This is a genomic window from Pantoea sp. EABMAA-21 (genome assembly GCF_030053335.1).
Classification (GTDB): domain Bacteria; phylum Pseudomonadota; class Gammaproteobacteria; order Enterobacterales; family Enterobacteriaceae; genus Pantoea; species Pantoea communis.
The window spans coordinates 1-20,358 of sequence record NZ_JASGBX010000016.1 but is presented as its reverse complement, the minus strand read 5'-3'; the positions used below and the strand labels follow the sequence as shown (position 1 = coordinate 20,358).

Genomic DNA, 20,358 nt, shown 5'->3' with positions numbered 1-20,358 from the left:
CGCACTGCCTGCCGTGGCGTGCGCAATAGCCTGTGCTGCTTTAACCTGGTCAGGCTTTGGGTTTTAATTGTCGCGCTAATGCCTTCAACTGACCGGCGATCTCCGCTATATCCACATCCCCTTGCATCGGCGCAGCTGTCGTTTCGCGCAATATCAGCTCGGTTACCAACGGTAGGGGCTGTACAGCTTCTCCGGCCAGTTCCGCCAACAAGCGGTCCACAGATACTGCACCCAACTGCTGCAAATCCTGACGCACGGTGGTGAGCGGCGGCTGATACCACGCGCTCTCGGCAGTGTCGTCATAACCAATAATCGACATCTCTCCAGGAATTTTCACGCCGTGTTGGTGCAGTGCACGCATCGCCCCAAGCGCCATCTGATCGTTCGCCACCAGCAGGGCCTGTGGCAGGCGATCCGGCAGTAACTGCAATAGCGCCTGATACCCGGATGACGCACTCCAGTCGCCATGCAGTACGCATATTGGCTGCAACTGGTGTGACGATAACGCCCGTTGCCATGCAGTGAAGCGCGCCCGCGCCGAAGCCGAACTTTCAGGCCCATTCAGCACGCCAATCTGCTGGTGGCCCAGCGCGACGAGATGCTCCACTGCCTGCTGCGCACCCGATTCACTCTGATACTGGCACTGGCTGACAGCAGCATGTTGTTCAACATCGAGAAACAGCACAGGCTTGCTGCCGCACTGCTGCTGCACCTGCGCCGCCTGTTCAGCATCGAGCGGCAGGTTGATGAGTAGTGCATCAACGCGCTGCGCCAGCAGTTCATTCACCGTGTCCTGGGCATTTCCGGCCGCATTCGCCATGGCGATCACCAGATGGTAACCCTGTGCGGCGGCACGTTCATGGATCGCAGAGGCAATCTGTGCCGGGGCCATCAATGCCAGATCGCTGGTGGCCAGCCCCAGCGTGCGCGTGGCTTTTCCTGCCAGCTGCTGTGCCACGCGGTTGGGCACATAGTTCAGCTGTTGCATCGCGGCTTCGACTTTGGCGCGCGTGCGTGGCGAAACCTGCACGGAATGGTTGAGCACACGGGAAACGGTCTGGTAGGAAACCCCCGCCAGTGCAGCGACATCATCGAGGGTAACGGAACGCGCAGTCATAAACTCTCCTGAATCTGATAGCGGCGAGTGTAGCAAATTTTTCTCTGCTGTCGCGGAGTTAAGCCGCTACACTGCCAGTGTTAATGCGAGGAGAACGCGATGCAGCTCAATAGCCAACAGATTCAGGATATCAATACGCTTGCGGCCTGGCTGGCGCTTGACCACATGCCGACAGATGGCACGCTCGAGGTTGATTTGGCAATTCTTGCCGGTCACGCGGTACTGCCCAACGTTGAAGGTGTGATTGCGCTGGCGAAGAAGTATCAGCTGCCTCTGATGATCAGTGGCGGTATCGGTCATTCGACAGTTTTACTGGCGGAGATGATCGCTAATCATCCGCTCTATCGTCAGATACCGACTCAAGGCAAAAGCGAGGCTGAATTGCTGGGGGATATGGCGCGGGTGTTTGCCGCACTGCCGGACGATCAGCTGCTGCTGGAAACCGCCTCACGCAACTGTGGAGAGAATGCCGCCTTCAGCCAAAAACTGCTCGATGAGCAGAAGTGGCAGCCGCAGCATGTACTGTTGGTGCAGGACCCGCTGATGCAGCGTCGTACCTGGGAAACTTTCCGCTACCAGTGGCGTGACCGTGCCGACGCACCCGAATTTATCAGCTGGCCGGTGTTTATTCCGCAGGTGATGATGGATGCGGGTATGCTGCGCATTATCGGTGCGCCACCGCAAGGATTGTGGTCGATGGAGCGTTTTCTTTCGCTGCTGATGGGCGAGATCCAGCGCCTGCGCGATGATGAAAACGGCTACGGTCCACGCGGCAAAGGTTTCCTCGGGCATGTGGATATCCCGGACGAGGTAGAAGCAGGCTGGCAGCGCTTGATGCAACTGAAAGGCGTGCAGTCGCGTCTTTGAACATCAGGTCACCAGCAACAGTGACCTGACAAAACGCGCAAGGGTGCGCTTTATGCGCACCTGGCTCGAAAACAGCAACGGTTAACGTGGCGCAACTATGCGCTGCGATTCTGCAAATACACCTGCAAATTCACATATACCGCATTCAACAACGGCGTCACCACGCCACTGCGTGCGCCTCGCACCAACAGATCGCCAATCACCTGGTCCGCCTCAATCTCATAACCCTGGGTTAAGTCGCGATACATCGAGGAGGTCATCGCCACCTGCGGATTATTTAGCGTCTCATAAATCTTTGCCGTTACCGCTGGCCGTTCCTGATAGCCGTCAGCACCAAGCACGGAAAGCACCTCAGTAAAAATCCCCTGCAACAAGGCTTCACCACCTTGGGATCGCAACACCTTTTGGGTATTACCTCGCGCGATGCAGCACACCGCCCCTAATGTGCTCAGCAGCAGCCACTTCTCCCACAGTTCGCTGATGATGTTGTCAGCAAAGACCGTATCGAACTGCGCGATGTTCAGCGTCTCATCGACACGTTGCAGACGTGCATCATTGTGCCCATCGAGTGCACCGTAGTAGAGGATATGCAGTGGCGTCATCTGCACCACTTCACCATGTTCACCCAGCGTGGCGTTGATTTTGCACAAGCCGCCAATCACCTTGTCGCCAAAGCGTGCGCGCAGCGTATCGATATGCCGCATGCCGTTGAGGATCGGCATGATCAGTGTTTCTGGCCCGACGGCGGGTGCGATATCCTCGATAGCCTGATCGAGCCCGAAGCTTTTCACCGTCAGAATGATCAGATCAAACTGGCCTGTCAGCTTGCCGGTTTGCGCCAGCTGCGGGTGAATCACTTCTGTGCCGCCCGGTGTTTTTAGCACCAGACCGTTTTGTTGCAGTTGCTGAAAACGGCGCTCGCGCACCAGAAAAGTCACATCACGTCCTGCTTGCGCCAGACGTGCACCGAAATACCCGCCGGTGGCACCGGCGCCGACAACCAGAATGCGCATGGTTAGATTTCCCGTTGAGAGTGAGACCCTTACCATAAATCGGGAAGGGTTAAGCTTGCCAGCCCGTAAATGCTGAAACCGATGCAAGATTTTCACGATGGCTAAAAAAGGCTCAAACTGTTCGTATTTATTCGTACAATGGGTCTATGCTGTTGCGCAGCGGCGGGCAATGGTGCTCGCCCACTTTTCCAGTCGAACAGACTAAGGACGCATCATGCCCCGACCCCTACCTATCGAACGTTATCGCAATATCGGCATCTCCGCGCACATCGATGCCGGCAAAACCACCACCACTGAGCGCATTCTGTTTTACACCGGGATGAGCCACAAGTTGGGTGAAGTGCACGATGGCGCGGCAACCACCGACTGGATGGCGCAGGAGCAGGAGCGCGGTATTACCATCACCTCGGCGGCAGTAAGCTGCTACTGGCCGGGCATGGATGGCAGCTTCACGCCGCACCGCATCAACATCATCGACACACCCGGACACGTCGATTTCACCATAGAAGTGGAGCGATCCATGCGCGTGCTGGACGGTGCCGTGATGGTGTATGACGCCGTCGGTGGCGTACAGCCACAGTCGGAAACCGTGTGGCGTCAGGCCAACAAGTATCACGTACCGCGCATTGCCTTTGTTAATAAGATGGACCGCCAGGGTGCGGACTTTTTCCGCGTAGTGCAGATGATGAAAGATCGTCTGCATGCCAATCCGGTACCGATCGTGATTCCGATTGGTGCGGAAGAGCATTTTGCAGGCGTAGTGGATCTCAACAAGATGCGCGCCATCTACTGGGATGAAGCCAGCCAGGGCATGACGTTCAGCTATGCGCCAATCCCTGATGAGTTGCAGGCGCTGGCTGCCGAATGGCGTGAGAATATGGTGGCTGCTGCGGCGGAAGCCAGTGAAGCGTTGATGGATCGTTATCTGGAGCAGGGTGACCTGAGCGAAGAAGAGGTCATCGCGGGCTTACGTCAGCGCACATTGATTGGCGAGATCCAGCCGATGCTGTGTGGTAGCGCGTTCAAAAACAAAGGTGTGCAGCGCATGCTTGATGCGGTGATTGAGCTGATGCCGTCGCCGCTGGACGTGCCGCCGGTTTCCGGTGTGAACGAAAAAGGCGAGCACGATGAGCGCCATGCTGATGACGATGAACCGTTCTCGGCGCTGGCCTTCAAACTGATGAGCGATCCCTATGTGGGCCAACTCACCTTCGTGCGTGTTTACTCCGGTGTATTGCGCAAAGGCGATAGCGTGTGGAATGCGGTGAAAGGGCGTAAGGAGCGCATCGGACGTATCGTGCAGATGCAGGCTAACGATCGCATCGAAATCGAGGAGATTCGTGCAGGTGATATAGCCGCCTGTGTCGGTTTGAAAGAGGTGACCACTGGCGAAACGCTGTGCGATCCGAATGCGGTGATCACCCTGGAACGCATGGAGTTCCCGGACCCGGTAATTTCGCTGTCGATTGAGCCGAAAACCAAGGCAGATCAGGAGAAAATGGGGCTGGCGTTGCAGCGTTTGGCCGCAGAAGATCCGTCATTCCGCCTGCACACCGATGAAGAGTCGGGGCAGACGATTATCTCCGGTATGGGTGAGTTGCATCTGGAGATCATCGTTGATCGCATGAAGCGTGAATTCGGTGTGGAAGCCAACATTGGTCGGCCACAGGTCACCTATCGCGAAACCATTCGTAAGACGGTGCGCGATGTGGAAGGCAAGTTTGTGCGCCAGTCGGGTGGTAAAGGTCAGTATGGCCACGTGGTGCTGACGCTGGAGCCGCAGGCAGCAGGCGCAGGTTTTGCCTTTGAAGATGCCACCAAGGGCGGCGTAGTGCCACGCGAGTTTATTCCTTCGGTGGAGAAGGGGATTCGTGAAGCGCTCAATTCCGGCGTGCTGGCGGGCTATCCAGTGGTGGATCTCAAGGCCACACTGACCTTCGGTTCGTATCATGACGTCGACTCTTCGGAAATGGCTTTCCGCATGGCAGCGATTTTTGGTTTCAAAGCGGCGGCTAAACAGGCCGATCCGGTGATCCTTGAGCCGGTGATGCAGGTGGAGGTGGAAACGCCAGAGGATTACGCCGGTGGGGTGATGGGCGATCTCTCTTCGCGTCGCGGTACGCTGCAAGGTATGGATGAGCGCTTTGGTGCGCGCATCATCCGAGCCGAAGTGCCGCTGTCAGAGATGTTTGGCTACGCCACCATGCTGCGATCCATGTCGCAGGGCCGTGCCACTTACAGCATGGAATTTGCGCATTACGCTGAAGCGCCACGCAATGTGGCCGAGGGAATTATTGCGTCACGCGCAGAGTGATTTTTTGGGCGGCAAGGATGCCGCCTTTAAGCTGCGCGATATATTGCGTATAGCTGCAGCGCGATGAAAGATGGTCGTTGCGCGATAAATTACATCGCGGCTGTTCAAATCACAGCAACTTCACGCCGTATTCCGCTGCTTGATCTTCCCACGCTTGCACCTCATCGTAAAACGCCCGCTCTGGCACCGCAAAACCGCTGATTAGACTCGCTGCCAGCAACTGCTGATGTTTCTTATCAGTAGTGAGTTCGGTCAAGGCGCTGCGCAGACGCTCAAGCGTTTTGGCATCGGTTTTTTCTGAGGTGATTAACGGCAGTGCGGCACACAGCGGGGTTTCACCAATGATCTCTAACCCGGCCAGTTCTTCAGGGTGATGAGCACGCAACAGCGCCCAGGTGATGCAATCGATCGCCGCGATATCCGCTCGCTGTTCACGCAACGCGGCCAACGATTGACGATGACTGCCACTCTGCAGCGCTTCACTGAAGAAATGCCCGTCGTGTGCCAGTGGCGCGATCACGTAGCGCAGCGAATTGTAGCCCGAGTGCGAGTCATCACTGTTGCACACCGCGCGGCGACCACGAAAATCGCTCAGGGTGAGATTTTCATCCTCTTTGCGCGCCACCAGCCAACTGCGATAGCGCAGTCCCTCACAGCCTTGCGCGCTGGATTGAAATGCCCCAACCAGTTGGACATCAGGCAATAAAGCCACCAGCGGATAGCCGCAGGTCTGGCTTAACAGCAAATCAGCGTCGCGCCAGTGGGGTACGAGATCGCTGTGCCACTCAACCTCAGCCTGCACGCCGCGTTGTTGGAGCAGCGTCGTTAGCGCAGCGGTCAGGCCAAGCGTCGTTGGATGATGAATATCGTACATCGGCAGTGAAATGATCGGCATGCTGTGCATCCTTGTGCGTTCGCGGATGGGCGTTAACGTTGACCGGTTTGCGCCAGAAACGCAGCAACCACTCGCCATAGCCAGAGACGCGGAAACCGTGATTGCGCTGATGGTAGCCGTCGCGATACAGCAGATAGACTTTGCGCAAGCCGTACCAGGGCAAACCGGGCAGATCGTGATGTACAGAATGATAGTTGAGATTCAGAAATAGCAAACGCCATGGCCAGGCGGCTTCATTGTTCACGGAGCGTGCCAGCGGGGCTTCTTCTGCGCGATGCTCGTAGAAAGAACGTATTTTGGTCAACGCCAATGCCGGATAACTCACGGCAACCACGAACCACAGCGGCGACAATCCTTGCTGCTGCATCCAGTAGAAAAGCCCAGCCAGCAGCGTCAGATGAATCACCCACATCGAAATAGCGGCACGGTCACGCGCCAAAAGCATCATCTTCAGGGTCGCCACGATATCCAGCAGCGGACCTAACAGCAAACGGCCGGGAAACGTATTACGCAGGTGAATCAAGCGTTGCTGCCACGGCTTAAGCTGTGCCCAGCGTTCCGGCGACAGGTAATAGGTTTCCGGATCTTCATCCGGTTCGGTGAGGGTGTGGTTACGGTGATGTGCCAGATGTGAATCGCGATACAGCCCATAGGGATACCACACCGCCAGCGGCAGGGTACCAAACAGCTGGTTGAGCCCTGGAAAACGCGTGGGATGGCCATGGATCAGCTCATGCTGCAGCGACATATACCAGGTGGTGAACACAATCAGCAGCAGAGTGGTTAAAAACAGACCCAGCGTTTGCCAATAGATGACGCAGCCAAACCAGCCGCCATACACCCCGACCATCAGCGCCCAGGTAGGTAGTTCACTGCGCCACAGCCAATTGCGGCCCAGCTGGTGCACCACTTCACGCTGCTGTGCGTTGATATAGTCGTTTGCCATGCGGATGCCATAAATCTGTGAATCGGATGAATTCCCCGCAAGATGATTGATCACCGTGATAAACACAAAGACCGTGTTTTTATGACTTATGCAAAAAAGTTGATGAAGCGCGCGAAAACTATTGGCTATCAGTCACCTCTCGCCTGGCGTAACCTTTCTCCATCGAAACCTAATGCATCATGTGTGGGCCAGTACGGTCCCCCTGGAGAATTTCACCATGAAAAAGATTGGATTCTTATCCTTTGGTCACTGGACCCCGTCATCGCAGTCAGCCACCCGTTCCGCTCAGGACGTGTTACTGCAATCCATCGATTTAGCCGTGGCTGCAGAAGAGTTGGGCGCGGATGGCGCTTACTATCGCGTGCACCACTTCGCGCGTCAGTTAAGCTCGCCGTTCCCGCTGCTGGCGGCAGTCGGTGCCAAAACCAATCGCATTGAGATTGGTACTGGCGTGATCGATATGCGTTATGAAAACCCGCTGTATATGGCGGAAGATGCCGGTGCGGCAGACCTGATTTCTAACGGTCGTCTGCAACTCGGTCTGAGCCGCGGCTCCCCGGAGCAGGTGATTGAAGGCTATCGCTACTTTGGTTTTAACCCGAAAGAGGGTGAAACCGATGCCGATATGGGACGTCGTCACACCGAAGAGTTGCTGGAAGTGCTGCGCGGTGAGGGTTTTGCTAAACCGAATCCACAGCCGATGTTCCCGAATCCACCGGGCTTACTGCGTCTGGAGCCATTCTCAGAAGGGCTGCGTGAGCGTATCTGGTGGGGTTCCGGTTCAAATGCGACATCAGTCTGGGCAGCACAGCAGGGCATGAATCTGCAAAGCTCCACCCTGAAGGATGATGAAACTGGCGAACCGTTCCACATCCAGCAGGCGAAACAGATTCGCGCTTACCGTGAAGCCTGGAAAGCCGCCGGACATCAGCGCACGCCGCGTGTGTCAGTGAGCCGCAGTATCTTTGCGCTGACCAATGATATCGACCGTGCTTACTTTGGTCGCAGTGGTCAGGATCAGGACTCCGTGGGCTTCCTCGATGAGAAAACCCGCGCCATCTTTGGTCGTAGCTATGCGGCAGAGCCAGAGCAGTTGATCAAACAGCTGGCTCAGGACGAAGGAATCGCCGAAGCCGATACGCTGCTGCTCACCATCCCTAACCAGCTGGGCGTGGATTACTGTGCGCACGTGATGGAAAGTATTCTGACCCATGTGGCACCGGAGCTGGGCTGGCGTTAAAACTAAAGAGGCGCACTTTGTGAAGTGCGCCTCTTTTCTTAATTAACCCCTAACTCCCACCACAGCTTATCCAATGCGTAGTAGCGGTCGCGTTCGCTTTCAGGTTGATTGAGATCGCGCTTCCACGGCTTGGCCAGAATAAAATGCAGGTTTTTTACATCCTCTTCCCGCCACATGGCGCTGTGCTGGAACGGCAGCGTTTTCAGCGCGTTGTAGATATACGGCAGCGGCAGCCAGCGATTCTCAAACACTTCATTAAGTAAATCCTGTTCAGAGAACGGATAGCGGCGTAGATCAGTGATAGCAGCGACTTTTTGCTGTAGCCAGCTAAACACCTCTTCATCCGGTTCGAGCACCAAAAAGCCGCCATTAAGATAGCGGTCCAGGCTGGCAGGTGCCGACTCACCACGATCCTGCCAGGTATAGTGGCAATTTTTCGGCTGCCAGCTGGCGGGATAACTGGCGATTTTATTCGGATTGCAGCGACAGGCGTGACAGGCGGCCAGCGCATGATCGCCGAGATCCAGCGTAAACAGCTCATCCATATTGCGCAGCACCAGCATGTCGGCATCAAGAAATACCACGCGCTCACAGCCGGTCAGTTCCCATGCCCGCAGCTTGCTCCACACTTCACCAAATTGCGCAGAGGCATAATGCTGCTCCAGGTCCGCATTCGGCATCAGAGGCTCGACCGGATGAATCACACAGCCTAAAGCCTGCAAATCTTCACGTGTTTCGATGTCAATCGCATCGGTCACCATCACAATCAATGGCCATGCGGTTTCGCTGCGTTTTAGTGAACGGTGCAGCGCTTTCACGCCGATAAAATAATCCGGTTGTGTTAGTAGTGTTACCCAGGCGTACATACATTCTCCCCCGTCAAAATTCAATCAAACAAAGCCGTGACATAGTCATTGCTAAAACGACGCTGCGGATCGAGTTGTTCCCGCACCGCGCGGAACGCATCCCACTGTGGATAGATATCCCGCCAGCTGTAGCGCTGCGGATCGTAGTATTTTCCCCAGTGCGGTCGTCCGCCTTCTGCTGCCAGTAATTTCTCGACCTCGGTGAGGAAATGCAGACCGTCCTGTGACAGCGAACCGTCATCGGCGTAATAGACTACGAAGCCAAAGAAACAGGTCGGCTGCTGATACGCTGGACTGAGCCAGGCTTCTGACGCGCCCGTGCAGCGCAGAATGATGGGGTAGTGCATGTGTGGATGATTCTCGGCATACCAGGCTTTGATTTTGCTGATAATCTCCGGCGTTTTATTCAACGGCACACCAATTTCCACGTTGATTTGCGGCACGGCAATACCGCGACAAAACAGCTGATAGATGTCGCCGCTGAGGTCGGTGAAATCGCGGAAGCGCGTGACGGTGCGAAACTGTTTACCACCTTTACCTTCAATTTGCGTATCACGATGCATCTGCGCCAGCGTCTGATCGATGGTGTCATTCAGACTGCTATCAGTGTCGTCGCCATGCTCGATCACCTCGCCGCCATTGGTGTGCCACGCCTGAACATCTGCTTCACTGGCGGGGTTGGCATTCCAGACGTGCATCAGGTTGTCATCCACAAACCACCAGGCTTTGCTCAGCTCATACTGTTGATTCCAGCGCGGCAGATCCTGCTCCAGCGTATCGGCGGACTCGGCAAATTTATGGCAGGTAAACAGGCGGAACGGCTGGGTGCGCATCGTCACGGCGGTCACAATCCCCAGCGAACCTAATGAGGTTTGCGCCGCAGGGAAATCACTATCGCCACGTTGAAACTCCCGCACGCTGCCGTCGGCCATAACCATGCGGATGCTTATCACTTCATCCGCCAGTGAACTCTGATCCAATCCCTGGCCATGGGTGCCCGTCGCTATTGCGCCCGCCAGCGTCTGAACGGATATCACGCCTGGCGAACAGCCTAACATGCGATTTCGCGCGGTGAGTGCGTCGAACACATGCTGCAGCAGCGTGCCTGCCGCGAAAGTGATGCTGTCGTTATCCTCTCCCAATACGCCTTGCATGGCGCTGAGATCGAGTAACAGATCGTCGGCATTCACACACAGCATGCGGCCGGGTGATAAACGGCTGCCGATGACGCGCACTTTGCCTGTTGACGAACTCAGCAGCTGTTGCAGTTCGGCTTCGTTTTGCGGCTGATGAACTTGCTCACGCTGGCCCACCACGGTGTTTTGCGCCCAGTTCCACAGGACACTGTCGTGCTCGGTATTTTGCGGGTTGCGAAGGGGGTAAAGGAGGGAATCTCTGTTCACTACGGCGTTCCTTATACTGAGGTCTGTGACGGTCCCAAAGCTTTAAGCGTAGACCATCACAGCACTGCCCAGGTTTAAGGTGCCTTGCAGATGTAGCGCAGCGTTGCGGTCACGGCCAGTTGGCGGTTACGACGGATGCTGTCCTCTTCCGTATCCTCAGGGGTGAACAGGAAGTGGAAGGTGTAGCGGTTGGCGACGTGGTGCACACAGATACTGCTCAATAAGCGGTGCACGTCCACGGTGTTCAGGCCATCAATAAAGATGCCTTGCTGCTGACCGCGCGTCAGAATGTCATCCAGCAGATCCAGCGTACTTTTGTTCAACGCTTTGATGCGCTCGGACTGCACAATGTAGCGACCGCGCAACAGGTTTTCCGTACACACCAAACGCATGAAATCCTGATGGGTGGCGTGATAGTCGAAGCTGGCTTCGACCAGTTTAATCATCGCCTGCTCGGGTTCCATCTGTGCAAGGTTCAATCCGGTTTCGTGTTCACGAATCGCCTGATAGACCTGCTCCAGCACCTCGATATACAGCTTCTCTTTATTGACGAAGTGATACACCACCATGCGCTTAGTGGTCTGCGCGTGTTCAGCAATCTGCTCAAGGCGTGCGCCCTGCATACCGAACTCGGCGAAGGTTTTCAGAGCACCGGCAAGGATGCGTTTTTTCAGCCCTTCCGGGTCATTTTTACGTTTCGTTGTAGTGTCCGACATAGCGCTCAATAACAGGTCAATCAAAACGGCATGGTACCACAGCCGTCCTTTCACTTGTGGCGATGCGAGCGGCTGCGTGTCTTTATTCTTTTCAGGAATAGCATTCCCGGATAAATCATAATGCAGGAATAAGCATCTGCGTATACTGCGGCTATCTGTTCATCACGACAGTGTACTTTGACCGTTGCAATTATAACGATGAGGAAATAACTATGCACACTCGCCTGGCATCCGCCAAAACGACATTTTTGTTAACCGCTGGCGCTATGCTGCTGGCGGGCACTAAAGGCATCGGTGAAACGGCCTGGTAAGGATCTAGCATGACGATTTTCACAGGAGTCGAAGCGCCGTTTAGCGCGATAACGCGTGGCGTGGTAGAGAATGCGCAAGACCGTGAACGTCTTGCCCGCGAAAGCGGCAGCGTGGTGCGCTTGCAAGGTGTTTCACGTCGCTTTGGGCAAACTCAGGCGCTACGCGATATTTCACTGACGGTGCAGAAAGGTGAAATTCTCGGCCTGATTGGCCGCAGTGGTGCGGGCAAATCGACGTTGATTCGCTGTCTGAACGGGCTGGAGCAACCTGACGAAGGCGTCATTGAAATCGAAGGCCGGAAAATTACCGGCCTGTCGGAAAAACAGCTGCAATCTGTGCGTAGTCGCGTCGGTATGGTGTTCCAGCACTTCAACCTGCTATCGGCGAAAACCGTGGCGCAGAATGTCGCGTTGCCGCTGAAAATTGCCGGTCTGGATAAGGTGCAACGTGCCCAACGCGTGGCGGAATTACTGGAATTGGTGGGGTTGGCGGATAAGGCACAGCATTATCCGGCGGCGCTCTCGGGCGGTCAGAAACAGCGTGTCGGTATTGCCCGTGCACTGGCGGCAAGCCCGGCGCTGCTGCTGTGTGATGAAGCGACTTCAGCGCTCGATCCTGAAACCACCCGTTCTATTCTCGCGCTGCTGAAATCGCTCAACCAAAAACTGGGTATCACTATTCTGCTGATCACCCATGAAATGGAAGTCATCAAGTCGGTGGCGCACCGCGTGGCGGTGATTGACGCGGGTGAGATCATTGAGCAAGGCCCGGTGTGGCAGGTGTTCGCCCATCCGCAATCCGAGCTGACGCGAACTTTATTGCGTGGTTTGCTGCCGCAGCTACCGGAAGCGCTGGCCGCACGGGTGACCGAGAGGAGACAGGGCGAAGCCATTTACAGCGTGCACTTTGCTGGCGAGGACGCGCAGGGTGGTCTGCTGACCCGTTTTGCCGCAGCGTTGCCGGGTAAATTCCGCTTACTGCAAGGTGGCATCGACCATATTCAGCACTACGCTGTGGTGCGCTTCTTTATTGCGCTTCCGGTCGCCAACGTGACCGATGAGCAACAGATTCTCAGCTGGCTGCGCGGGCAGCAGGCGCAAGTGGAGTTAGTGGGTTATGTCGCCAGTGATGATTGATTTATTGCTCAACGCGTTAGGTGAAACGGTATTAATGACGCTGATTTCCGGGCTGTTTTCGCTGGTGGCCGGTTTGCCGTTGGGGTTGATTCTGGTGATGACCAGTGCGGGCGGCATTGCGGAACATCGCGGGATTAACCGGGTGCTGGGCCTGGTGATCAACGGCTTCCGTTCACTGCCGTTCATCATATTGCTGGTGGCGCTGATCCCGTTCACGCGGTTTCTGGTGGGGACCTCATTAGGCACTTGGGCGGCGATTGTCCCGCTGTCGATCACCGCAACGCCGTATTTCGCTCGCGTGGCCGAAGTGTCATTGCGTGATGTGGAGCGGGGCCTGATTGATGCAGTACGCGCGATGGGCGCCAGCAAGCTGCGCATCGTCTGGGATGTGCTGATTCCTGAAGCGTTGCCAGGCATTCTCTCGGGGTTTGTGGTGACTCTGGTGGCATTAATCGGCGCATCGGCGATGGCGGGAGCGATTGGTGCGGGCGGATTAGGCGATCTGGCGATCCGTTACGGTTATCAACGCTTTGAAACCTCGGTGATGATCGCGGTGATCGCGGTGTTGATTGTGCTGGTGTGCGGCATTCAGTGGGCCGGCGATCGACTGGTGCAGCACATCGATAAGCGACACTAGACTTCGCGCATTGCATTCCATCATTGGCGACAGCAACGCAGATGTGGCACCTTTACCGCCCGCCGTGGATTAATATCGTCGTTGATTCTGTTTATGCCCGCTCTGGATAACTGAGCGGGCATTTTTTTGGAATCCTTATCGACACGTTTTAACAGAACAAGTGCATGATTCAAACTGCCTCGCCACACTGATTATCGCCTTTAACCTATATAGCATTTGACCTATATCACAAGGAGCGTATCATGTGGCAAATAATTACAACGGACACGTTTGATGATTGGCTTGTAGCGCAAGACGACACTGACCGAGCCTGCGTTCTGTCCGCAATGATTGTATTGCAGCAAGCTGGCCCCGCATTATGCAGGCCCTACGCCGACTCCCTGAAAGGCTCTCGCTTTAGCAATATGAAAGAGCTTCGCATTCAGAGCAAAGGTGATCCTATTCGGGCATTTTACGCATTTGACCCCTGGCGCAGCGGTGTGTTGCTTTGTGCAGGTCATAAGAGTGGCAATGAAAAGCGTTTTTATGCTGAGCTGATCCCGCTCGCAGATAAAGAATTCACCCATCATCTTCAACGCGAAGAGAGAAAGGAGTAACGACATGGGCAGAACACTCAAACAGATTCTAGCGTCTGAGAAGTCTGAAGTAGTGGCTAAAGCTAACGCCATGGCTGAAGAAGTATTGTTAAATATCCATCTTGCTGAATTGCGTGAAAGAGTAAACAAAACGCAGGTAGAGATAGCGCAGCAATTAAATATTAAACAACCCACCGTGGCTGGAATGGAAAAGCCTGGCCGGGATTTAAAACTCTCGACGCTGAAGCGCTATGTTGAAGCGGCAGGAGGAAAACTGCGCCTCAACATTGAGCTTCCCGATGGCTCGCATTATGAGTTTGTTGTTTAATTCCCTTCTTTGACTTTCTATCCGCGAAAAAACAGTGCGATCTGGCGCACTGTTTCGCGTACTTGCACGCCGACTCACTCCTACCTGCTTGCTCCCCAACCCATGAAAATCCATCCCGCCACGTAACTTTTTGCATACATGAAAAATACAAAGGAAATACAATTAAGTAGTATGATTTTACCTTGGTTTGAAATTAATAAATTAATTTTCAATGAGTTATACGTATAACTTTTTCGAATTATTTTTTCAGATGAATTTTGGAGATGATCACAATCTCAAGTTTTGGGTGTCCTGGGCATGTTTACACCACCTGAAATTCAGCATAGTTTGAACATGGAGTTAACCTGTGATTAACAGACAAAAGCGAACAAATGCGTATTGGGTCAACACACCGCTAAACAATGATGAAGACAGACGATCTGCAAGTGGATCATGCTTAATTTCATTATTTATGTTCAGGGATTAAACGCAGGGTTTTTCAATTTATAGGTCAATTTCTTTTTCAAAGAAATACCTAAATCAGTCAATGATGTTTTTTCTGTTTCTTTAACGTTCCGCCAAATCATTTTTGATTTGGACAGATCGCTGCGCCTGCAGAGAAATGAATAATTCAGGAGAGACCCTGTTATGAGCAACACCAATATATCCATTGAAGATGTCCCGCTTAATAATTTTCACCAGTTAATGTCGCTGCGCGCGGGTGGCGGTTGGATCCTCGATGGCTACGTGCTGAGTATTATCGGCGTGGCGATCGTGCAGTTTTCCCAGCATCTGCAACTTGATACCTTCTGGCAGGGCATGGTGGCCGCTTCAGCGATGCTCGGCACCTTCTGCAGTGGTTTCCTTGGCGGGTGGCTGACCGATATTGTGGGTCGTCGTCGTCTGTTTTTTGTCGGGCCAATCCTGTTTATCCTGGGTTCGGTCGGCACCTTCTGGGCGGAATCGGCGCTGACGCTGTTTATCCTGCGTTTCCTGGTGGGGGTTGGGGTGGGATTAGAATATCCGGTCGCTGGTTCACTGCTGACCGAATTCCTGCCGCAAAAGCATCGTGGTAAACGTTTGGCCGGTTTGACCATTCTCTGGTTTGCCGGTGCAGCCCTCGCTTATATCGTGGGTAACCTCATTCTCTCGATTGGCGGTGATGCCGCATGGCGTCTGGTACTGGCCAGCCCGGCCGTGTTGGGGGTACTCCTTTTCGTTCTGCGCATCGGCACGCCGGAATCGCCACGCTGGTTAGTCAGCAAAGGTCGCTTCAATGAAGCTGAGCAGATCATCAAGAAAGTCTACGGTCCAGAATTCTCGCTGAAAAATATGCCAGCGGAGTCGGTGGAAGCCAAAGTCACGTTGAAAGATCTGGTGCGCTCTGGTTACGGCAAACGTATGTTGTTTGTCTCGGTGTTCTGGAGTGCTGCCGTCGTACCGATGTTTGCGGTGTATTCGTTCGCACCCGTAGTACTTAAAGCCCTGAATCTGGATGGCGAATGGGCCTCACTGGGTTCGATAGCCATCACCTTGCTGTTTGTGGTGGGCTGTATTGTGGCAACCCGTTTGATTGATAGCATGGGCCGCCGCCGTCTGATCATCCACAGCTTTTTATGGTCAAGTCTGGCGCTGTTGGCATTGGGGATGTTCTCCCACGGTTCTGAAATGCTGGTGCTGGTGATGTTTGGCGCTTACGCGGTATTTATCGGCGGAGCGCAGGTGCTGGAGTTAGTGTATCCGAACGAACTGTTCCCAACGGAAGTGCGTGCCTTCGCTGTCGGTATGGGTTCATCCATGTCACGTATCGGTTCTGCCGCAGGAACCTGGCTGGTGCCGATTTCCCTGCAAAGCCTGGGCATCGAATACACCATGTATGCTGCCGCGATTGTTTCCTTTATTGGTCTGCTAGTATCGGTATGGCTGGCACCTGAGACGCGTAATATGACGCTGAGTCAGGCGGCTTCGCTGGCGCGGTAGTAGAAAGACGACATTTCCAGAATGACAAAAACCCGCTCGAGGGAACCTGAGCGGGGGTTTTTCATTTTACATCTCTGACCAAGAGGGCTTTGCTAAGAGCACATTAACAACTCCTCGTGATGGAGTGGGGGTTATTATCTCTGAGGGTTAGTCCATGCTTAGTCTCTCTCTTAGTTCCTTCACGAGAGACTCGTCATCTAACTCGGCACTGATTTCATGACGAATAGCATGGCCGAACTGTTCAGCTCGTTCACAACCCTCATGATACCCGTGTGACAGCCAGTTCCAGCTTCCAATGACGATGTGACGGCCATCGATCATCATGACCTTTTCATGGGTGCCTTCAGTCAGTCGGATAACATTGTCTTTCCCAAGCTGTCCACGGTACTGCGCAATCAGATCTTCATCATTATCATCGATACGAGCCCATCGCTGATGATAATAGCCATAGTAGATTTTCACTTTGACGCCGCGTTGCTGAGTTGCGACAAGCAGTGCCAGTTCCGGTCTCTGAGAGCGATGCCCCCCTTGCCTTATCCACGGGGTGATAATAACAAGCTCCTGCTCACTCTGCGCCGCCAGTGCGCTAAAGGCAGCAATATGTTCACAATCACGATAATAACGGCGCAAGCGGGGTGTCTGGCTTAGGTTAGCAAACTGCGGGTGCTGGCTTCCTTGTTCAAGGAGAAAATCCTCCGCCACGCTGTCTGCAAGCACTTTCAGATATCCTCCTGCTGTTCGCAACCGGTGATGATTGCCAACCACGATGAATTGTTGCTTCGCACGTGAAACAACAACATTCAGCATATTGGGTGACGCATTCTGGAAATTTGGATTATCAAGAGGATGGAAAATAACCGGACTGTAAATAATCACTTCGAAACCGACCCCCTGGAATTGGTGTACTGTACCAATGCAGTTTTTCTGTCGGTGGTTCATACGTTGAGCAAGGCGCTGAATAAGTAATGACTTCTGATTACTATAGGGCGTGACAATGCCCACATCGGAGGTGAGATCATAGCCTGCTTCCTCCAGTTTGTTCACCAATTGCTCAATAGCATCGACCTCATCCAAATTGGTATTCACATTGTCACCTTTCTGGCCCTCGACGCTGTAAAACATCAAATGGTGCCCGCCTGACTTCTCAAAAGCATTGATAATGCGTTCAGAAGGCGAGGAGGTTTCCACACTCACGCCACGGTAACCCGCCAGCCGGATAAACAGATCAGCGATGGGTTTCTGGCATCGACGATGTTCATCTAGAACAATACCGTTGCCTGTAGCATCAACCCGGCCAGAAAGTGTCCCTGCGGCACGATGCCACGCGGTAACTGTCGCAGGAGATACCCGTTCATACAGCGTATTATTTTCGTCAAAATGGCTCATGCGGAGTTGCATGATTAAGTTTTCTGATAGGCTACGGATGGGTTCAATTTGCAAAGGATCGCCGACAATCATGGCTTTCTCGCTGCGACTGAGCAAAGGAACCACAGATTCAAGCGAAATCATCCCTGCCTCATCGCACAGTATAAGATTCCACGGTTTATGACCCTTGAGCTCACTCAGTTTACGGTAGCCCGCCGCTTTCCAAGCAGAAACTAAAGTGGTCGCCATTACGGGGTATACCAAGGATAGAGCACGGTAAAATACATCGAGTTTATCCAGCCAGCGGTGATATCCCGCACTGCGTTGGTTACTTAATAGACTTCGCCAATGGGTGAGAACTTCTTCCAGTTCATTTTTTCGCTTCAATTGTTCCTGCCATATAAAACAAATGGCAGCCTCAAACATCTCTCGATGTTGTTTGATGAAGCGTTTACGTAAAATGTCACACCAATTATTTTCCGGGTAACGCTGTCGGTATAGTGCCATGGTCTGTTGTGCATGGGTGACCTGAAGACACTGCTGTTGGATCTTGGCCACTTCAGCGCGAAGCTTTATTATCTCTTCTATTTGCTGCAAATCGGGTTCGCCATCCAGGAGCTGTGCCAGTAACGCTAAATTGGCAGTTTGGTGCGCAAGAGTTTCCCCGGCATCTGCCAGGGCTGCCAGCTGGCGATGAGAAAGCGAGGAGAGACCGAAATATTGAAAATCTCCAGGTGCAGCGTGGTTCATTTGCTGTAAGCGAGCTGGATATTTTCCCTCAAAAAGGCGCGCCAGATGACGTTTCAATCCATTTCGGGGATAGTCACGATAGTGTATTTCAAGTGCTACGCGAAGAGGTGAGTCAATCCATCTCAGTATTTGTTCCAGACTATTTTTTTGCGGCCATGTTGCCAGCAATGTCTGGGACATTTTAGTGGCCAGCTGATGCCGTGCTTTTATCTCTTCAAGCTCCTGGAGCCTTTGCTGCAAAGCATTATCTAGTGCATTGAGATCGTCAGGAAGTAGTACACAGACATGAATATCCAGGCGCTGGGCGTGAGCAGATACATCTTTTATTCTGGCCATTAAAAGATGCGACAGCTCTTCCGCATCACTTGTATTGAAGCCGCAATCAATGATGGATTGACTTGCATTAGTTTTCTCAAGCACATAGGCCCGGTAGCAAGAATCCAATTCAGCGCGATGTGTTAATAGTATAGATAGGGATGCATGCTGGCTTTGTGGATCATAGCTTTCATGCCGCCAGCGATTGAGAAGGCGTTCTAATCGGGCAAGTTCAAGCTGTATTTGTTGGTTTGAACCGCTATGAAACCACAGCCAATCCAGATCCTTAGTGACAGGATCAACGCGTAAGTCATCAATGATATTTTCAACAGCTTTTATAGCTGTCGAGGTGACCAGCATGCCGTAATTCATGTCTCTACCATCAGCGATGGCCAGAGCCCTGTCCACCAACTGTTGCGCAATGAGAGATTTAAAGAGTGTCGTTTTACCCGTACCAGGTGCTCCTTGCACGGCAATCAGGCGCTCATCCTGATTTATGGCCTGTATCGCCATCATTTGCCCATGACCCAACGGATACTGCGTTTCAAACAATCCTCCAGTCACCACCTCCTTTATATCTAATGGATTTTCTTCATGGTGAATGTGATTGACGTACTGCTCAAGTAGAGGGAACTCCCCCACGGCGTTATCGCAAAGCCAGGCAAAATCTTCGCCATCCCGTTTAAGGTTATAATCTTCGTTGTGCAATGGAGCGATTAATGCGTTGAAGGCTGTTTCAAGTGACGGATGCCTGTGGTTGGTTCGCTGAATAACCCATTTCTGAAGTGCTTCGAATGCTTCAAGAAAGGTGCTGAATTTGCATTCGGTAAGTGAGCTGATAATGCTCATCATGTGGCGGTTTTCGCCTAATTCATCCAACTCAATGCCGAATATTTCGCGAAAAACGAATGGGAAAGCGCTAACCTGCTGGCCATCCTTTACAGGAATTAACAATGAGTTATTGTCTTGTTCAAAGAAAGATTTAGGCAGGGGGAATGAGAACAGGGGTAGATACTTTGTAATAAACCTTTCTCGTTCTTTTTCAACAAAGCGCAATATCGGAAAGAGTAAATTAACGGGTTCAATGTCGGTAATCTCTCCCTTTTCTCCATACTTCACGAAGCGTTTACGCCAGTTCTCACGCATCTCTGAGGTAACATGAAGCAAAACACCGTTTGGCGTGTCCTCACAGATATTTATACCGAGCATCAACTGATGATCTTCATGCACCTGGCTAGCTGGTATTTTGCTTTTTTCTGCGCCGCTGAATTTTAAATAGTCTTGCCATGCCGAGAGAATAGCTTTCGAAGAGTTTTTCATTGATTTTGCCGCACCGTATCGGTCCATGATTGCAGGAATTGACAGGTGCAGGATAGCATACCCTTGAATTTCAGAGTTAAAAGTGGATCGCGAATGTATTGTTAGCAGTATGTTGCGACAGAAAGCTGGTGATAGAAAAAACAAAAAGCCCGCTCAGGTTTCCCTGAGCGGGCTTCTCTAAATATGGCTCCTCTGACTGGACTCGAACCAGTGACATACGGATTAACAGTCCGCCGTTCTACCGACTGAACTACAGAGGAATCGTGTGAACGAGGCGCATATTA

General features: G+C 53.1%; 16 protein-coding genes and 1 tRNA gene. 8 read left to right on the top strand and 9 right to left on the bottom strand.

Features of this window, described 5'->3' with window-relative positions; genetic code table 11:
• Nucleotides 1–49 precede the first annotated feature (49 nt).
• Nucleotides 50–1,117, bottom strand: a complete 1,068-nt coding sequence (locus QMZ65_RS20090) for a LacI family DNA-binding transcriptional regulator (protein ID WP_283216563.1) — start codon at nt 1,115–1,117, stop codon at nt 50–52.
• Between the two features lie 99 nt (nt 1,118–1,216).
• Here QMZ65_RS20090 and QMZ65_RS20085 point away from each other — a divergent pair, with 99 nt between their 5' ends.
• Nucleotides 1,217–1,984: a YdcF family protein gene (locus tag QMZ65_RS20085; protein ID WP_283216562.1), complete on the top strand. Its 768-nt coding sequence runs from the start codon at nt 1,217–1,219 to the stop codon at nt 1,982–1,984.
• A 95-nt stretch (nt 1,985–2,079) separates the two neighbouring features.
• On the opposite strand, the gene QMZ65_RS20080 is transcribed toward QMZ65_RS20085, so the two are convergent.
• Nucleotides 2,080–2,997 carry a ketopantoate reductase family protein gene (locus tag QMZ65_RS20080; protein ID WP_283216561.1) on the bottom strand — a complete coding sequence of 306 codons (918 nt, stop codon included), beginning with the start codon at nt 2,995–2,997 and terminating at the stop codon, nt 2,080–2,082.
• A 214-nt stretch (nt 2,998–3,211) separates the two neighbouring features.
• Here QMZ65_RS20080 and fusA point away from each other — a divergent pair, with 214 nt between their 5' ends.
• Nucleotides 3,212–5,311 carry an elongation factor G gene (fusA, locus tag QMZ65_RS20075; RefSeq protein ID WP_283216560.1) on the top strand — a complete coding sequence of 700 codons (2,100 nt, stop codon included), beginning with the start codon at nt 3,212–3,214 and terminating at the stop codon, nt 5,309–5,311.
• A gap of 109 nt (nt 5,312–5,420) precedes the next feature.
• On the opposite strand, the gene QMZ65_RS20070 is transcribed toward fusA, so the two are convergent.
• Together QMZ65_RS20070 and QMZ65_RS20065 are read right to left on the bottom strand one after the other, a co-directional pair.
• Nucleotides 5,421–6,206, bottom strand: a complete 786-nt coding sequence (locus QMZ65_RS20070) for a phosphate/phosphite/phosphonate ABC transporter substrate-binding protein (RefSeq protein WP_502921539.1) — start codon at nt 6,204–6,206, stop codon at nt 5,421–5,423.
• The gene (locus QMZ65_RS20065; RefSeq protein ID WP_283216558.1) at nt 6,103–7,152 is read right to left on the bottom strand and encodes a fatty acid desaturase; all 1,050 of its coding nucleotides are present in this window, start codon (nt 7,150–7,152) and stop codon (nt 6,103–6,105) included. Before QMZ65_RS20065 ends, QMZ65_RS20070 begins: the two co-directional genes overlap by 104 nt.
• A 217-nt stretch (nt 7,153–7,369) precedes the next feature.
• On the opposite strand from QMZ65_RS20065, the gene QMZ65_RS20060 reads away from it, so the two are divergent.
• Complete coding sequence (locus QMZ65_RS20060; RefSeq protein WP_034824654.1) at nt 7,370–8,392, top strand: LLM class flavin-dependent oxidoreductase; 1,023 nt, start codon at nt 7,370–7,372, stop codon at nt 8,390–8,392.
• 38 nt (nt 8,393–8,430) lie between these two features.
• On the opposite strand, the gene QMZ65_RS20055 is transcribed toward QMZ65_RS20060, so the two are convergent.
• The 3 genes from QMZ65_RS20055 to QMZ65_RS20045 form a co-directional block, all read right to left on the bottom strand.
• Complete coding sequence (locus tag QMZ65_RS20055; RefSeq protein WP_283216557.1) at nt 8,431–9,258, bottom strand: glycosyltransferase family 8 protein; 828 nt, start codon at nt 9,256–9,258, stop codon at nt 8,431–8,433.
• Nucleotides 9,259–9,278: 20 nt separating this feature from the next.
• Nucleotides 9,279–10,661: a D-arabinono-1,4-lactone oxidase gene (locus QMZ65_RS20050; RefSeq protein WP_160832745.1), complete on the bottom strand. Its 1,383-nt coding sequence runs from the start codon at nt 10,659–10,661 to the stop codon at nt 9,279–9,281.
• Nucleotides 10,662–10,735: 74 nt separating this feature from the next.
• A complete protein-coding gene (locus QMZ65_RS20045) occupies nt 10,736–11,377 on the bottom strand; it encodes a TetR/AcrR family transcriptional regulator (protein WP_058962323.1) in 642 nt (213 codons plus the stop codon).
• 320 nt (nt 11,378–11,697) lie between these two features.
• Between QMZ65_RS20045 and QMZ65_RS20040 the strand changes: the two genes are divergently transcribed.
• The 5 genes from QMZ65_RS20040 to QMZ65_RS20020 all read left to right on the top strand — a co-directional run bounded on the left by QMZ65_RS20040 (nt 11,698) and on the right by QMZ65_RS20020 (nt 16,324).
• Complete coding sequence (locus tag QMZ65_RS20040) at nt 11,698–12,825, top strand: methionine ABC transporter ATP-binding protein (RefSeq protein ID WP_283216556.1); 1,128 nt, start codon at nt 11,698–11,700, stop codon at nt 12,823–12,825.
• Nucleotides 12,806–13,462: a methionine ABC transporter permease gene (locus QMZ65_RS20035; RefSeq protein ID WP_283216555.1), complete on the top strand. Its 657-nt coding sequence runs from the start codon at nt 12,806–12,808 to the stop codon at nt 13,460–13,462. Before QMZ65_RS20040 ends, QMZ65_RS20035 begins: the two co-directional genes overlap by 20 nt.
• Nucleotides 13,463–13,704: 242 nt before the next feature.
• Nucleotides 13,705–14,058, top strand: coding sequence for a type II toxin-antitoxin system RelE/ParE family toxin (locus QMZ65_RS20030; RefSeq protein ID WP_283216554.1), 354 nt, complete (start codon nt 13,705–13,707; stop codon nt 14,056–14,058).
• 4 nt (nt 14,059–14,062) lie between these two features.
• Nucleotides 14,063–14,365 (top strand): transcriptional regulator ProR, encoded by a 303-nt coding sequence (proR, locus tag QMZ65_RS20025; protein WP_097116700.1) that lies wholly within the window; start codon nt 14,063–14,065, stop codon nt 14,363–14,365.
• A gap of 627 nt (nt 14,366–14,992) precedes the next feature.
• Nucleotides 14,993–16,324 carry an MFS transporter gene (locus QMZ65_RS20020; protein WP_160832748.1) on the top strand — a complete coding sequence of 444 codons (1,332 nt, stop codon included), beginning with the start codon at nt 14,993–14,995 and terminating at the stop codon, nt 16,322–16,324.
• Between the two features lie 147 nt (nt 16,325–16,471).
• Here QMZ65_RS20020 and QMZ65_RS20015 read toward each other — a convergent pair whose 3' ends face one another.
• Nucleotides 16,472–20,074 carry an AAA domain-containing protein gene (locus QMZ65_RS20015; RefSeq protein WP_283216553.1) on the bottom strand — a complete coding sequence of 1,201 codons (3,603 nt, stop codon included), beginning with the start codon at nt 20,072–20,074 and terminating at the stop codon, nt 16,472–16,474.
• Between the two features lie 184 nt (nt 20,075–20,258).
• A tRNA-Asn gene (locus QMZ65_RS20010) sits at nt 20,259–20,334 on the bottom strand.
• Nucleotides 20,335–20,358 lie beyond the last annotated feature (24 nt).